This window comes from Candidatus Paceibacterota bacterium, from assembly GCA_041660505.1.
GTDB lineage: Bacteria > Patescibacteriota > Minisyncoccia > Phycocordibacterales > JACRKE01 > JBAZWG01.
Genome location: JBAZWG010000001.1, coordinates 245,993 through 261,746, shown reverse-complemented (window position 1 = coordinate 261,746; position 15,754 = coordinate 245,993). Strand labels below are relative to the sequence as shown.

18 protein-coding genes are annotated in these 15,754 nt (G+C 49.0%); 16 read left to right on the top strand and 2 right to left on the bottom strand.

The genetic code is table 11. The features are described from left to right. Positions 1–23: 23 nt before the first annotated feature. Both WC764_01455 and WC764_01450 read left to right on the top strand, forming a co-directional pair. A complete protein-coding gene (locus WC764_01455; protein ID MFA6006374.1) occupies positions 24–950 on the top strand; it encodes a hypothetical protein in 927 nt (308 codons plus the stop codon). A gap of 3 nt (positions 951–953) precedes the next feature. After that, entirely contained in the window at positions 954–1,790 is an 837-nt protein-coding gene (locus tag WC764_01450) for a hypothetical protein (GenBank protein ID MFA6006373.1), read from the top strand. On the opposite strand, the gene rfaE2 is transcribed toward WC764_01450, so the two are convergent. Next, on the bottom strand, positions 1,787–2,278 hold the full coding sequence (rfaE2, locus tag WC764_01445) for a D-glycero-beta-D-manno-heptose 1-phosphate adenylyltransferase (protein ID MFA6006372.1): 492 nt from the start codon (positions 2,276–2,278) through the stop codon (positions 1,787–1,789). The two genes, WC764_01450 and rfaE2, sit on opposite strands and share 4 nt — an antisense overlap. Positions 2,279–2,366: 88 nt before the next feature. Here rfaE2 and WC764_01440 point away from each other — a divergent pair, with 88 nt between their 5' ends. The 8 genes from WC764_01440 (at position 2,367) to WC764_01405 (ending at position 10,211) form a co-directional block, all read left to right on the top strand. After that, positions 2,367–4,454 (top strand): O-antigen ligase family protein, encoded by a 2,088-nt coding sequence (locus WC764_01440; GenBank protein ID MFA6006371.1) that lies wholly within the window; start codon positions 2,367–2,369, stop codon positions 4,452–4,454. 23 nt (positions 4,455–4,477) lie between these two features. After that, positions 4,478–4,729: a glutaredoxin domain-containing protein gene (locus tag WC764_01435; protein MFA6006370.1), complete on the top strand. Its 252-nt coding sequence runs from the start codon at positions 4,478–4,480 to the stop codon at positions 4,727–4,729. A 45-nt stretch (positions 4,730–4,774) separates the two neighbouring features. Beyond that, a complete protein-coding gene (locus WC764_01430; GenBank protein MFA6006369.1) occupies positions 4,775–5,689 on the top strand; it encodes an NAD(P)/FAD-dependent oxidoreductase in 915 nt (304 codons plus the stop codon). 117 nt (positions 5,690–5,806) lie between these two features. Continuing rightward, complete coding sequence (locus WC764_01425) at positions 5,807–7,129, top strand: UDP-glucose/GDP-mannose dehydrogenase family protein (GenBank protein MFA6006368.1); 1,323 nt, start codon at positions 5,807–5,809, stop codon at positions 7,127–7,129. 81 nt (positions 7,130–7,210) lie between these two features. After that, entirely contained in the window at positions 7,211–8,185 is a 975-nt protein-coding gene (obgE, locus tag WC764_01420; protein MFA6006367.1) for a GTPase ObgE, read from the top strand. Further along, positions 8,172–8,657 carry a hypothetical protein gene (locus WC764_01415; GenBank protein MFA6006366.1) on the top strand — a complete coding sequence of 162 codons (486 nt, stop codon included), beginning with the start codon at positions 8,172–8,174 and terminating at the stop codon, positions 8,655–8,657. Before obgE ends, WC764_01415 begins: the two co-directional genes overlap by 14 nt. Before the next feature lie 268 nt (positions 8,658–8,925). After that, entirely contained in the window at positions 8,926–9,663 is a 738-nt protein-coding gene (locus WC764_01410) for a hypothetical protein (protein MFA6006365.1), read from the top strand. A gap of 218 nt (positions 9,664–9,881) precedes the next feature. Then, positions 9,882–10,211, top strand: coding sequence for a hypothetical protein (locus tag WC764_01405; protein MFA6006364.1), 330 nt, complete (start codon positions 9,882–9,884; stop codon positions 10,209–10,211). On the opposite strand, the gene WC764_01400 is transcribed toward WC764_01405, so the two are convergent. After that, positions 10,187–10,519 (bottom strand): four helix bundle protein, encoded by a 333-nt coding sequence (locus WC764_01400; GenBank protein ID MFA6006363.1) that lies wholly within the window; start codon positions 10,517–10,519, stop codon positions 10,187–10,189. The two genes, WC764_01405 and WC764_01400, sit on opposite strands and share 25 nt — an antisense overlap. A 94-nt stretch (positions 10,520–10,613) precedes the next feature. Here WC764_01400 and WC764_01395 point away from each other — a divergent pair, with 94 nt between their 5' ends. The 6 genes from WC764_01395 (at position 10,614) to WC764_01370 (ending at position 15,719) form a co-directional block, all read left to right on the top strand. After that, positions 10,614–11,585, top strand: coding sequence for a reverse transcriptase/maturase family protein (locus WC764_01395; GenBank protein MFA6006362.1), 972 nt, complete (start codon positions 10,614–10,616; stop codon positions 11,583–11,585). Between the two features lie 39 nt (positions 11,586–11,624). Beyond that, the gene (locus WC764_01390; protein ID MFA6006361.1) at positions 11,625–12,296 is read left to right on the top strand and encodes a 50S ribosomal protein L25; all 672 of its coding nucleotides are present in this window, start codon (positions 11,625–11,627) and stop codon (positions 12,294–12,296) included. A 36-nt stretch (positions 12,297–12,332) separates the two neighbouring features. Further along, positions 12,333–13,715 (top strand): hypothetical protein, encoded by a 1,383-nt coding sequence (locus tag WC764_01385; protein MFA6006360.1) that lies wholly within the window; start codon positions 12,333–12,335, stop codon positions 13,713–13,715. A 348-nt stretch (positions 13,716–14,063) separates the two neighbouring features. After that, the gene (locus WC764_01380) at positions 14,064–14,282 is read left to right on the top strand and encodes a DUF2283 domain-containing protein (GenBank protein ID MFA6006359.1); all 219 of its coding nucleotides are present in this window, start codon (positions 14,064–14,066) and stop codon (positions 14,280–14,282) included. Between the two features lie 29 nt (positions 14,283–14,311). Then, positions 14,312–14,551 carry a 50S ribosomal protein L31 gene (gene rpmE / locus WC764_01375; GenBank protein MFA6006358.1) on the top strand — a complete coding sequence of 80 codons (240 nt, stop codon included), beginning with the start codon at positions 14,312–14,314 and terminating at the stop codon, positions 14,549–14,551. Positions 14,552–14,678: 127 nt separating this feature from the next. Beyond that, positions 14,679–15,719: a PCRF domain-containing protein gene (locus WC764_01370; GenBank protein MFA6006357.1), complete on the top strand. Its 1,041-nt coding sequence runs from the start codon at positions 14,679–14,681 to the stop codon at positions 15,717–15,719. Positions 15,720–15,754: the final 35 nt, after the last annotated feature.

Below are 15,754 nucleotides of genomic sequence, written 5' to 3'. Positions count from 1 at the left end.
TATGCTATATTGAGTCTCTACCTATGCTACGCAAACTAGTACAGTCGGTATTCAACGGCTTCTGCGGTATTTTTCCGGGGGTTGCGTTCCGCTCTGTCGCAGATATACAAGAAGAAGTTAGAAACGCAGGTGAAAAACTAAAAATGGAAATTGTGCAGATAAATTCTGCGCGGGAGAAAGAAGCCGGTTCAGCCAACGAGAAATGGCAAAAAAATCTTGCCGAGCTTCGATACCACATCCATATCGGAGATGACCCGTCCAAGTTTATTTCTTGGCCGGTCATACAGCGGACGATGTTTTGCTCCAGTAGCGTATGTGAGTTGCATGAGTTACAAAAAAATCAAAACTGGTTGAATGTATATAAGCACGCGCTGTCGGAGTCTCCAGTCGGTAACCCACCACACTATCCTTGGTATCCATGGACCAGCGGGAACACCGTGCACCACCTATATAATCTGTCACAACTGTTAGACCGCACAGATTTTAATCTGGCGAGATGCAATTCTATCATTGAATTCGGGGGTGGGTACGGCAACACCTGCAGAATACTCTATCGAATGGGGTACACCAACCGATATGTGCTTTATGACCTGCCAGAATTTTCCGCGCTCCAGGGATTTTATCTGGGGGTCAATAAACTTCTTAAAGATAATCGGATTGAGCTGGTTTCTTCAGAGACTGAGTTGACCAGCACGGCGCAAAAAGATCTGGGGCTACTGATTGCGCTGTGGTCTTTGAGTGAGGCGCCGCTCGAGGTCAGAGACACTTTTATGAAAGTCATTGGTCACCCGGAATACATACTCGTCGCATATCAAGAGCAATTTGGTGGGATAAAAAATCGAGAATACTTTGATGAGTTTAAGAAAAAACTTGGTGCCTATATTTGGACAGAATACCCAATTACACATGCCAAAGGTCAGTGGTATCTAGTAGGAAAAAGATTAACGTAACCTATGAGTCTCGAACAATACAAAAAGAAAGTCACCTCGCAATGGGGGGAAGATGGAATCATTCAAGAGATTTTTCGGCGTATTGGCATTGGCAATAAATTATGCGTGGAGATTGGCGCCTGGGACGGGAAGCATTTAAGCAACACCTGGAACCTGTGGCACAACGAAGGTTGGTCTGCCGTGCTTGTTGAAGGGGACTCAAAAAAAGTTAAAGGGTTGGAAAAAATTGTACAGCAGTTTACGAAAGTAATCCCGTATTGCGCTTTTGTAAGAAAGTTCGGTAAAGATTCTATTGATAGTATTCTCGAGATAAAAATCAGAGACAAAAAGATAGACCTGATGTCTATTGATATTGATGGCGACGACTATTATCTGTTCCAGTCTATAGAAAAGTATCTGCCACGGGTATTGGTTATTGAGTATAATCCGACCGTGCCCGCGGCCATGTCTTTAGTCCAAGCAGAGGGTGAAAGTTTCGGAGCGTCCGCCCGTGCGTTGTGCGACTTGGCAAAGCAGAAGGGCTACGCGTTAGTCGCGATCACGCCAACAAATTTATTTTTTGTTATAAACACCGAGTTTGGTAAACTGCATATGGAGGCCCCTCGGTTAGAAGAGATTTTTAAGCCAGACTTTGTGGTGAATATGTTTGTGTCGTTTGATGGCCGTGCGGTGGTCACCAGTTATCCCAATTTGTTTATGGTCAAGCCTCGCCATTCGTCCTCCATTGAATTTTCTTCACCAAATAACTTTGTGCCCGTAAGAGTTAGCATTATACAGTCGCTGTTTGAGTCAATACAAAGAAAGCTGAGAATGAGGCGTAAGTACCTCGAACAACACTAATTGGCCCTGTTTTTGCAAGAGTGTATTTTCTCGAGCGTTCGTGTCGTTGATCGATCTGGGGTAAGAGGTATAATAACAACCGAACCACCATATTCTCGCACAATTTTTGCTTCGGGAAGGCGTTCCTCGGTATAGTCGCCGCCCTTAACGTGGATGTCCGGTTGTAGCTTGCTAATCAGTGCTTCTGGTGTGTGTTCGTCAAACAGGACAACATAGTCGACGCAACCGAGTGAGGCCAGAACTTCCGCTCGATCGCGCTCGAGATTTATCGGGCGCGTCGGACCCTTGAGCTTTCGGACAGACTGGTCGGTGTTGACACCAACAATCAACATGTCGCCCAAGTCACGTGCGGCTTGCAGATACCGGCTATGCCCCACATGCAGAATATCAAAACAGCCGTTAGTAAACACAACCTTCTTCTGTGCCTGCTGTAATAAGCACCGCCTGTCGAGCAACGTTTCGAGCGTGACAATTTTCTTCTCGTACATAGTCGGTACTATAGCATAGTAGATTGATGAATCTCAATTATACAGAGAGGTATTTTGGTATTTATAAGCCGTGTGATATAGTTTTCCCATGAACCTCAACACCTATTTGCGCAATACGATTTTCGGCGGGCTTTTGTTCGCACTGTTGGTGACTCCATTTATCATATCTTCTAATTTATTTTTCCCTTATATTGCAGGCAAGGGATTTTTCTTTCGTTTTGCCATAGAGATCTGTTTTGCCTTGTGGATACTGCTCGTTGCGCGTGATAAGAATTATTGGCCGAAGAAATCGCAGTTACTCTCTGCCACGCTGGCTTTCATTGTAATCCTATCTCTCTCGACGATTTTTAGCGTCAATCCGCTCCGCAGTTTCTGGTCTAATTTCGAGCGCATGGAAGGTTTGGTATCCTATCTGCACCTATTCACCTACTTCATCATGCTCATCTCTCTCATGAGCGCGGTGGAGGGAGAGAAGCGTCGCACGCAGTGGAGCATTGTGCTGCACACAACACTCCTCGCATCGATTGGGATGACCTTTTACGGCTTCGCACAACTCGGTAACTCTGCGCTCATCAGTTCACAGAGTGGCCCGCGCGTTGATGGCACGTTCGGTAACGCGGCATACATGGCCGTCTATCTGCTAATTCATATATTTATTTGTCTGTACTTATGGACTAAGGCGCAAGGTGTTGTCTGGCAGCGCTGGTGTTACGGGATAATTGCGTTGTTTGAGTTCATTATTCTTTTCTACACGCAAACGCGAGGTGCTTTCTACGGTACGATTATCGGGATTATTCTTTCGGTGGTGATTATCGCAATCCAAAAGGGCGGTACCTGGCGCAAGACAACAATCGGCAGCCTCGTATTGCTTGTTTTCGTGTGGGGCGGATTGTACATAGCCAGAGACAGCGTGTTCGTTAAGTCAAACGATGCGCTCAGTCGTATCATGAGCGTATCCCTTAGTGACCAAACGGTTCGGTCGCGCACCACGATCTGGAGTATGGCGGTTGAAGGAGTTGCGGAGCATCCGATACTTGGATGGGGCCTCGATAACTTTAATCTCGTATTTAACAAGTATTATAAGTCGTCGCTCTTCGACCAGGAGCAATGGTTCGATCGTGCGCATAATGTATTTTTCGATTGGCTATCGGCTGCGGGGATTCTCGGTTTACTTGCTTACTTGTCGCTGTTTGTTGTTGCACTTATTGTGATCTGGAAGCGTAAAGAAGGCGATGTGTCCGATCGCGCAGTATTAACCGGATTACTTGCTGCCTACTTCATTCACAACTTCTTTGTATTCGATAATTTACTTTCTTCTGTACTTTTCTTTACTTTGCTCGCTTATCTTGCGACTTTTGATGCGGAACATCACAGAGGTTCGACCTCGGACTCCCAGAGGTCGAACCTCGGAAGTGCAAGCTCTGATGAAAGAAATCTTACTCTTCGTTATGTGGTAGCAACTATTTTATTTATTGCGATGTTTCCGTTGATATATGTTGTGACGATCAAGCCTTACACCGCTGGCGCGACTCTTATTGACGCTATCAGTCCTTGTGCTAAAGATAAAATAGTTGCGCAAGCAGACGGCAAGTTGGCTTGTACGGAATCGCGAGAATTGGCGGCAGAGCGGCAGATTGCTTCATTCAATAAAGTTTTTGAGCTGAACACTTTAGCCAATACCGAAGCACGAGAACAGTTGCTGACCCTCTCGCTCCAAACCGGGGCGAATCAGCAAGTTGATGAGAAGACTCGACAGGCATTCCTTGAACTTGCTTTGAAGCAGATGCGGGCACAGGTTGATGCGACACCGAACGATGCGCGTTATCGATTATTCCTCGGAATGTTCTATGCGCAAGTCGGCCACCTCGAGCTGGCTATCCCGCAACTCGAGAAAGCGGTAAGCCTCACCTCCGGCAAGCAGGCGATGATAGATAATCTTGGCACTCTGTATGCGCAAAATAATCAGCTAGATAAGGCAATTGAAATTCTCAAAGCTTCTTACGCGCTCTATCCTAAAAATGAGGAGCCTGGCCGCCTGCTCTTCGCCGTCTATCTTAAGGCGGGCAAACGCGATCTCGCTATCGCCACTCTTCAAGATATGATAAAAAATATTCCAGACTTCAAAACGAAGGGCGAGCAATATATTGCAGACGTGAAGGCAGGTAAGAATCCATAAATTTATAATTTAATATGAGTCGCATGAGTACAACATCACATAAAGTCATAATTTATTCGACACCGACTTGCGGGTACTGCCACATGGCTAAGGATATGTTTACCGAGCACAATATTCCTTTCACCGACAAGAACGTGCAAGCTGATATGGCGGCGCGGCAAGAGATGATGACTAAAGTCGGCGGGCAATCGGGAGTGCCGGTCATTGATATTGATGGTACGATTACCATCGGCTTTGACGAAGAAAAGATAAAAGGATTGTTGGGAATTAATTAGAAGGTTAAACCTTCTGGATGCCCAAGGTTTAACCTCCTAATTACTATGATTTACGACACTATTATTATTGGTTCCGGAGCAGCGGGCCTCTCGGCCGGGCTCTACGCAGTACGATATAAACTGAAGACTCTAATCGTAAAGGGCGACTTTGGCGGCGAGACAGCGCGCGCGGGCGTAATTTGGAATTATCCTGGAGTTATTGGTATCGACGGTTATGAGCTGATGAAGGTGATGGAGAAGCAGGCTAAGGATGGCGGAGTGGAGATAATTTCAGGGAAAGCCACGAAAATTTTGAAACAAGACAACAGTTTTGAAGTCGCAGTGGGCGAGAAGACGTTCGCAACGAAAACAATTATCTTCGCCGTTGGTACCGAGCGCGGACATCTAAATTTACCGAACGAGACGGAGCTTACCAATAAAGGCGTGCACTATTGCTTCACTTGCGATGCACCACTTTATGGCGATAAAGTGGTGGCGGTTGTGGGCGCGGGGGACGCGGCCTTCAAAGGCGCCCTGCTTGCCGCGGAATATTGCAAGAAGATAGTAATACTTGTACGCAGTGATAAGGTTCGTGCGGAACCGGCAACTGTCGAGCAGGTAAAAGCCAGACCGAATATAGAAATTTTGTATAGTACGGAGGTTAAAGAAATTGTCGGCAAAGATCATTTAGAAAAAATAATTTTGAGCAAACCGTACAACGGCAGTAACGAGTTCGTGCTTGACGGTCTATTCATCGAGATCGGCGCACGGCCGAACTCGGCATTAGCCGTGTCACTTGGGGTAGAGTTGGACTCTACCGGATACGTCGTATCTGACGCGCTCATGACAACGAACATCCCAGGCTTCTTCGCCGCCGGCGACACCGTTAACCTCTTTGGCCATTTTAAGCAAGACATCACCGCCGCCGCACTCGGCGCTGTCGCTGCCACCTCGGCCTATCACTATGCCGCCGAGAAATAAATCCGGTTGACACTTTGGGTTTATTCCTGTAGTTGTAATCATTGATACGCTCTCTTCGAGAGCATTTTGATTTTTGTTAATAATGGGCTTAGCCCGGAGGTAGCGATGAAATTGGCGATGTTTGGTGCAGGCTGGGTCGGATTCATTCAGGGAGTGATCTTCGCCAAGGAGGGTTGCAAGATCACCTTCGTGGATGTCGATGCAGTGAAGCTGAACGGCCTGCGCGAAGGCAAGTGCCCCTTCTTCGAGAAAGGTCTCGAGCCTCTCTTCAAGAGGATGCTTGCGGCCGGCAGGCTCGACTTCACCACGGATTTGCGCGCGGCGGTTGAGTCGACCGATGGCGCGTTCGTCTGTGTGCCGACTCCCGCGATGGAAGACGGAGACACAGACCTGCACATGGTGCAGACCGTGGTCAAGGGCGTGATGAAGGCGGCCGGCAAGCGAGAGTATCCGGTCGTAATCAAGAGCACCATCCCCGCCGACAGATTCGCTGAAATCGAGAAGATGAAGCGAGGGAAGTTGAGCAGGGTTGACTTCGCCTCGAATCCGGAGTTTCTGGCCGAAGGGACTGCTGTGGCCGACTGCGAGATGCCTTCGAGAATCGTTGTGGGTGTCCGCGAGCAGGGACCGGCGCTCCGATTACTCGACGCGCTCTACGAGCGGCATCGCAACGGAGGTCGTCCGTACTACGTTTGCCAGCCGGAGGAGGCTATCCTCTGCAAGCAGATGGCAAACGTGTTTCTGCCGGTCAAGATCAGTATGGCTAACGAAGCCGCGCTGATCTGCGAGAAACTCGGCATGGATGCCCGTCAAGTTTTGAAGATGATGGGGGCGGACCCGCGCATCGGCGACAAGTTCCTTCACCCCGGCCCCGGCTACGGCGGCAGCTGCTTCCCGAAGGATACCAAGGGGTATGCCGCAATGGCCGGACGCTTGGGGCTCACGTCGTTCCTCGCCGAGACGGCGATCAAGACCAACGACAGACAGAGGAAGCATCTGGTCGAGCTCATGGAGGAGCACAACCCAGCTAAAGAGACCGAATTCGCCGGCAAACGGATTGCCGCATGGGGTCTGGCCTTCAAGAAGGACACGAACGATACGCGGGAGTCGCCGGCAATCGACTGTATCGGTCAGATGCTGCGCATGGGTGCGTGCATCAATGCCTATGACCCCGAAGTTCGGTTCTACACCGGATTCCAGACCGATAGGTTCAAGACTTGCGCTACGGCCATCGAAGCTGTTCGCGGTGCCGACTATCTGGCGATTCTCACCGACTGGGAGGAGTTCGTCATTCAGGACTGGGAGGAGATTCACTCCGCGATGCGGAGCCCAGTCATCTTCGACGCGAGGTCTATCCTCGAGCCGGAGAGAATGGCGGCCAACGGCTTCATCTACTACAGTATCGGGAGGTCCACCGCGTGGCCCCCGAAGCGGAAGTAGCGATAATCAGAGTGTTCTCAAACCCCGGCGAGGAAACTTGCCGGGGTTTGAATTTTCACTAATTTACCGTATGCTGTATATATGTTAGTTGACGAAGTAACCATCAAGGCCAGAGGCGGGAATGGCGGGCAAGGCGCCGTTACCTTCGGCGAGGATAAATATTCGCACTCGCCATCCGGCAAGAACGGCGGGATGGGCGGTTCTGTTTATTTGGAAGCTTCGCGTACGACGCTCGACCTTTCGCGCTTCAGATACGAGAAAGAATTTATTGCCGAGAATGGTGAGAACGGTCATCGCAATCGCGAAGGCAGAGACGGCGAAGATATCATTCTGCCAGTGCCACGCGGGACGGTTGTTCATAATAAAACGAGCGGTATCATTAACGAGCTTACAAACGAGGGCGACAAAGTGCTGGTGGCCCAAGGTGGCCTGCGCGGGCGGGGGAATAAAGAATTCTCGAACGCGCGCTCAAGCGAACCCAAGCGTTATGAGCCAGGGCGTGATGGCTATGAAGCGGAATTATATTTGGAGCTTAAGCTGACGGCGGACGTGGGCCTAGTCGGCTTCCCCAACGTCGGCAAGTCGAGCTTGCTTAACGCGATCACGAAGTCGAAAAGCAAAGTAGCGAATTATAACTTCACGACTCTCGAACCGCACTTGGGCGTCTTGCCCGACGGCAGTATCATGGCCGACATCCCGGGTATCATCGAGGGCGCCTCGGAAGGCAAGGGTCTCGGCATTAAATTTCTGCGTCACATTCAGCGCACCAAGCTACTCTTACACTGCATCCCGGCCGACTCTGCCGATCCGGTAAAAGATTACGCTGTCATTCGCAAAGAATTGGCCCAGCACGAAGCATCTCTAACAGAGAAACCCGAAGTCGTTCTGATAACCAAGACCGACATGGTGACACCAACAGAGCTCAAGAAAATCCAAACGGCATTAAGGAAAAAAAATAAACAAATCCTGACCGTCTCGATATTGGACGACGCCTTGCTCAAAGCGTTTACAAAGGAGTTGATGGAAAAGATCTCGCAACACAATGGGAAAATTTAATCTAAAAGACGAAGCAGATTTTCTCCAGCATCGTGACAAGGCCGAAACCTTTTATGAAACAATAAAATCAGTGTATTGTCCGTACTTCGGCGGTACTGTCTCATTCAACGCGAAAGGTATTCGACATCTGAAGTTTAAGTCCGATCAACAGGCTCGTCCGCATCACGACCAGTACGCGCGGCTCAAATTATTGCACTTGGCACCGGAAGTTTTGAAACTCTCGAGAACCGTCCAGGGGATTTTTCAGACCAAACGTTTCGAGCCGCAAAAAACCAATACTCGTTGGGAACATAAGCTAAAAGAAGTTTCGTTTTACGAATTCATCGCAGTGCTGGATAACGTGCGCGTGAAAGTAATTGTAAAAGAAGTTGCCGGCGGAGAAAAGTATTTCTGGAGTATTATTCCGTTTTGGAAAATTAACAAAGAGGCAAAGAAAAGAATTTTGCATGGTGGTGATCCGGAAAATGATTAAAGGGTCGCCAGAAACTAAAAAACACCGCCTGAGCGATGTCCTTTAGTGTGCCTGGCTACAGCATGGATAGCCGTGACAGGGCCGAAGCCCTCCAAGCACGATAGTATTATACCGCGCCACCTCATATTTTCCTACTTGACAGATAGCCGTAAAGTATGCTAAATTATACGGCAGTTTTTGACTTGTCGCATTCAACGCGTACCGCGTTGTCACAGACGGGTCATGTCCGTCCCGATGCGCAATCGGGATTTTGTAAAAGGAGGTTGCCATGGAGAAGAAAGTGGCGACCGCGACGGAAATGGCGAAGCGGGAAAACCGCTCGCTCGGGAACAAGATGGCAAACGGGCTGTGGCTCATCGCCACGGCGTTCTTCACCCTCAAGGGCACGGTCGCGGAGTTTTGCTCCCTGACCGCAGCCCAGGCCAAGGACGTTGCCGAATATTTGCTCGGCGTCATCCGCGGCACGGCCACGATGGTTAGCCTCGAGATTGCCCTCAAGCTTGGTGTCATCGAAGAGGCGACTGACGTTGTGGCCCCCGAGGGCGGGAAGGTTTTCCGCCTGACCCTCCCCGTCGACTGGACAACAGCGTGGCGCGAATTCATTCTTGCCTGCTGTCCCCAGACTGACCTTACTTGGCCGATCCTGACCGTTGGCGAGCAATACGTTTCGCCCAAGATCGGCAGGACCATCGAGGTGTTCTACCTCGTCTGGTTCGGGAAGGGCATCTACTCGAAAGCGTCCAAAGCCCTCGAGTGGGCGGGCGACCAGTTCGTTCCCGCACACGGCCGCATTCCTGCCGCCATCATCGGCGGCGTGTCGAGCATTGTTGCTCAGCTCGCCAAATTCGGCTTCCCCTATCAGTCAGTAGGGGTCGTCACGGCGAGCGAGTGTGACGGTGGGTTGTCGTTTGCATGGCAGCACGCTGACGGCGGTCGCGAGGCGCACCTGCACACGGTGTCGAACGAGTGGCTCGGCAACTACCTGTTCGTGTTCCGTCGCAAGTAGCCCTCGGATCGATGAACCCTTGGGTACTGGACTTAGTTCTTTGGATTCCCCCGTTCACGACAGAGTCGGAACGGGGGAACTTGGCTTCTGGACCTCTGGAATTTCAAAAAATTTTTAAAATAATCAATATATGGTAGGATCCGAAGCGGATAGTAGGCGAATCTGTTCGCGGCAACGATTATCTCAACGCTTCGAGCGGCCGAATTCTGCAAGCCGCGGTGCCGGAGTTTCGTCGGGTAAAAATTTTATTTGCCTTACGAAAGTGCGCACCGCGGAAAGCTAAAAACGAAAGATACTTGGTGCAGGATACTGGTGGATTTTATATCCCATATACGATTCAGCTCGGAGAGTATTCGATGGGCGGTGGTATGGATGGTACCCTGCATATTCTCGCGCTACTGGAGTCATTGTTGTCGTATGCATGGCAGAACGATGACGGCAGTCGCAAGGCGAACCTGAACACGGTGTCGAACGAGTGGAACGACAACAACCTGTTCGTGTTCCGTCGCAAATCTCGACGTTCTCACCCTCGCTTCGGCGGGGGTTGAGTTTCTTTCTTTATCTTGTTCATCCAACCACCGATCATTCTGCCGATTTCGACGAGCAGTTCAGAAATATGAACATATTTCTTTTGTTCTAGTGCATCAATTTCCCAGGCTATTCGCAGTAGAAATTTGAGCAAGTCAAAACGCACCGATACTTTGTCGAGATAAATAAGCTTTCGGTCTTTCGGTTGGAAGCTTGCGGTGAAGAGCAGATCAAGACACTCGAGAAACAGGTCGTCGATCTTGCCACCTAAGGTGTACTTGAGTTTCTTTGGGAATGATTCGGAAGATACTATCCACAGTTTATACACACTAACGAGCCGATCGAGTATTGTAAGGTTGTTTCGGGGGGGGGGGTACTTTTCATAGTTTGATTTTTATTTTTTAAGACCATACAACTATCACATGAGAAAGCAATTTACAACGTCGTATGAAGAAATTATTTCCGTTGAAAATCTGCTTGCCGCTTGGCAGGAGTTTCTATCCGGAAAAAGAAATAAGCTTGATGTTCAGGTCTTCCAGCTTCGCCTCATGGGCAACATACTCTCCCTTCATCAAGACCTTGAAAACTTTACCTATGTTCACGGCGGTTATACGTACTTCAAGATAAACGACCCAAAGCCTCGCGATATTCACAAAGCCAACGTTCGCGACAGACTTCTTTGCCACGCGGTGTATCGCAAGCTGTATCCGTTCTTTGACTCAACATTCATTTCTGACTCGTATTCGTGCAGGCTACGGAAGGGAACTCACCGCGCTCTGAAGCAGTTTGAGAAATTTGGAAGTGAAACGTCCAAGAACTGTACTCATACCTGTTGGGTGCTCAAATGCGACATACGTAAGTTCTTTGCAAACATTGACCACAAAATTTTATTCGGGATACTCGCGCAATATGTTCCTGACGAAAACGTTCAGTGGTTGCTCGAGAAAGTAATTTCAAGCTTCGAACCGGGTTTGCCACTCGGCAATCTCACTTCGCAACTCTTGGTGAACATCTACATGAATGAGTTCGATCAGTATGTTAAGCACAAACTCAAAGTAAAGCAGTACATTCGCTATGCCGACGATTTTGTCTTTCTTTCTGACAATAGGGCGTGGCTCGAGCAACTCATTCCGCAAATTTCTGATTTTTTGAATACACAACTCAATCTTTCTTTACACCCGAAGAAGGTCTCCATTGCCACGCTCGCATCCGGCGTAGACTTCCTCGGGTGGGTGCATTTCCCCGATCATCAGGTATTGCGAACGGCGACGAAGAAGCGGATGTTCAGGAATATAGCGATAAGGCTAGATAACCCTGCTACAATGCAATCCTATCGGGGATTATTACAGCACGGGAATACCCATAAGCTACAGAATATACTTAAGGCCACATAAAGTTTGCTTTTTCAGTTAAAATCGGTATAATACAGCTTCATGTTCAATCTGACCCTCGAGACGAGAAATACCTTTGGCAAGAAGCTTGATGCTGACCGCAAGGCAGGCAAGTTGCCTATTGCCATCTACGGACCGAAGGAGAAGGCGGGTTCCTATTTCGTCAACACCAATCAATTTTCAAAAGTTTATAAACAAGCCGGAGAATCTTCTATCATTGCCCTTGAAGTCGGCGGTGAAGAGAAGGATGCGCTCATCCACGACGTGGCGGTGCATCCAGTGACCGGCGTTCCGCTCCATGCCGATTTTTATGTAATCGAGAAGGGTAAAAAACTGCAGGTCAAGGTACCGCTCGAATTCACCGGCGTTGCACCGGCGGTCAAAGTACTTGGTGGCGTGCTCGTCAAGGTGATGCATGAGCTCGAGATCGAGGCGATGCCGCGCTCGCTCCCGCACGGTCTTAAGGTTGATATTTCCAAACTCGCAACATTCGAAGATCAGATACATATTAAAGATATCGCACTTCCGGAAGGTGTTGTGGCGCTTGATGATGGCGAAGAAGTGGTGGCACTCGTCTCCGAACCTAAAGAAGAGAAGATAGAAGAGGAGGCACCGGTAGATCTCTCGAAGATTGAGACGACAGTAGATAAAGGCAAGAAGCCGGAAGAAGGTGCTGAAGGTGAGGCGGCCGAAGCAAAACCGGAGAAGAAATAGTAGCAAGACCGATTAGTTTACGGTATACTTGATCGTATGCGAAACATGCGGTCTTTTTTGTTATTGTTCATTATTGCCTTGGTTAGTATTACCAGCTCGACCAGACTACTTCAGGCCGGCACGCTTAGTTGCGACGTCGGAGCAAATGGCGAAACGCCGGATGTTTTGAAGGCGCGCCTCGAGGTCTGCCAGGCCGAGATTGAACAAAGCCAAGCGAAGATAGATGCCAAAGGCCGGGAGGCGACTTCCCTCCAGCGCGATATCGCCATCCTCGACTTCCGCATTCAGAAGGCCAAACTCGAGATCAAACAGCGCAATATAAATATTCTGAATTTGGAAAACGACATCCACGCCAAGAACACGACCATCAGCACACTTGGGCAGAAGATTGACAGGATGCATGTTTATCTCTCTGAACTCTTGCGCAAGACAAGCGAGAACGATAGGATTTCTATCGCCGAGACAATGCTCTCCGGCAAAAATATTTCGGAGATGTTCGCTGATGCCGGTGCCTTCAATTCCGTCCAAGAGAAGATAGATGACACGTTGAATCAAGTTCGCGATGCCAAAGCCGAGACCGAGGCGAGCAAGAAGATAGTACAGGCCAAGAAACAGCAAGAGGCCGAGGCGAAGCAGGTGCAGGTCTTGGAACAGCAGAAGGCGACACTCTTGGAGAATCAAAAGAATCAAACGCTCAAAGTGACGAAAGGTCAGGAAGCCGCCTATAAAAAAGTTTTGGCCGACAAACAGAAGGTGGTGGCGGAGATTAAGAACAGAATGATCAAGTTTACCGGTGGCAACCAACTTAAGTTCGGTGAGGCCTTGGTGCTCGTGCGCGTAGCGGAGTCGAAGATTGGCGTGCGCGCCGCCTTCGTCCTTGCCGTGCTTACGCAAGAGTCGGGGATGAACGGCGTTATAGGCGGCAACCTTGGTAAATGTTTTTATAATACTGCATGGAAAAATAAAGCAGGGACAGTTATGAGCGCGACGCAGAAGCCGTCATTCTTGGCGCTCATTACGGCTATTGGGAAAGATCCGAATACGACACCGGTCTCTTGCCCTATTGTCAAAGATGGCCAGTATGGCGGCGCGATGGGCCCTGCTCAATTCATGCCAACGACTTGGTGGGATGTTAATAGCGAGACAGGAGTCCAACATCGCGTCGAGGCTATCACCGGCAATGTGCCCGCCTCGCCGTTTAATAATGAAGATGCCTTTACGGCGACGGCGGTCTATCTTAATGATGGCTTGCAAGGCTGTAAGGCTACATATAGCTCTCAATATAACCAAGAAGCGTGCGCGGCGGCCAAATATTACGCCGGCGGCAACTGGAAGAAGCACATGAAGGGCTATGGCGCCTCTGTGGCCTCCCGCGCCGCCTCATTCCAGAAGGATATTGATATACTTGACTCACAGTAGGATATATTATATAGTATTTACCGTCCAAAAATGTAGTGGTGTCAAACACGTTGTAAGTTTAAAGCCAAAATGATAGTCTTATGTAGTGATACACAAAAGTATCGAGCTGGGTGAACATGCAAAAATTCGAGCGAAGGAACATAGGATATCAGAAGGGTTAATCAGAGAGGCCTTTCAATCGCCTGATTCGATAACCGACGGCCCGAGAGGGCGTAAGCAACTCATTAAGAAATTCTGGCAACGGAATAAACAGTTCGTTCTTGTGATAATATACAAAGAGTGTCCCCGAAAGAATTATGTTGTTACTGTGTGGTATACAAGTAAAGTCAAAAAATATTTTAAAACATCATGAAATTCAATTATGATAAAAAAGAGGACATATTAGTAATTCGCTTCAATGAAAAGAAGTGTGCCGAGAGTGACGAGGTACAGCCGGGTGTTATCTTTGACTACGATTCCGCAGGTAAGATTATCGCCATCGAGATGCTTGACGCCCGTTCGCGATTCCCTATGGGATTCAGCTCTAAACTCAAGACCGGCGTGTTCCCGGTCGAGGTGTTTGCCTAAATGCGGTTTTTTTGATATAGTACTTTCTCATGAAATCAGACACACATCCTAAATATTTCGCTAACACCAAAGCCACCTGTTCTTGCGGGGCGGTTTATACCGTCGGTTCTACTAAGGAGGCTCTTATGGTAGAAATCTGCAGTAACTGTCATCCGTTCTATACCGGTACCGAGAAGATCATCGACACTGCCGGACGCGTCGAACGCTTCAAGGTTCGCCGTGCCAACGCCGCTGCCGCTCCGAAGAAAACGAAGAAATCCGCAAAGTAACGGCAGTCGTGTCACTCGCAGTCATGCACTTGGAGGACACGACTTTTTCGTTGGTACGAAAAGTCTCAAGACTCCCGCCGTCGCGGTCCGTAGTTCCTCCAAATGCATGCTTGCTCATGCCACTCCAATGGAACCACTAACTTCACAAGAAATAGAAGAGTTCAAAAAAGACCCGCGGACAATGTACTTATTGCCCACGTATCTTGAACTCGCCCTAAAAATAGAGGAGACCAAGAAAGTGGCCGAGCTTGATGCCAGTCTGCAAGAACTCGTCGGAGATGAACTTGCACGGCTTGAGTCGCAAAAAGAAGAACAGATAAAAACTTTGAGAAGTATTGTCGAAGAAAAAAAGACTGTTGAAGATGTTGAACATCCGAACCAGCTCATGATAGAAGTGCGCGCCGGTACCGGCGGGGAAGAAGCAGCACTTTTCGCTATGCAACTTGCCGAAATGTATGAGCGATACTCTGCAATAAAAGGCTGGGATTTTAGAAAATTAGATGAGTCGCAGGCGGAAATGGGCGGATATAAAGAAGCGTCGTTCGAAATTGACGGCAAGGGGAGTTACGATGCTTTGAAGTACGAAATGGGCGTACATCGTATCCAGAGAATACCGGCGACAGAAAAGAATGGTCGCGTGCATACTTCTACAGCGACCGTGGCAGTACTACCTATAATGGAGCACAAGGAAATTGTGATTAACCCAGCCGATCTTGAGATGGAATTCTCGCGCTCGGGTGGGGCCGGCGGACAGAATGTGAACAAAGTCGAGACGGCAGTGCGCCTTATCCACAAGCCGACAGGTATCGCGGTGCGCTGTACCTCCGAGCGCAGCCAGCACAAGAATCGCGACATGGCGATGAGTATCTTGCGCGCAAAGATCGCCGATTTCGAAGACGCTAAAGCGGCCAAGAGCTTCTCGGCCGAGCGCAAAGGGCAAGTTGGCACGGGCGACAGATCCGAAAAAATCCGTACATATAACATTCTGCAAGATAGAATTACTGATCATCGTATCAAACAATCTTGGCACAACATCGAGAAAATTTTCGCAGGCAATTTCCAGCCGATTGTGGATGCGCTGGACGCAGAAGCTCGGCTTCTCAAAACGGAGCCCGGAAGCCGAGCTTCGGAACAGGCGGGTGTGGATAATGCCGATACCGACGAATAATGCACGTGGTATACTAGAGTAAAGAAATTAACTTT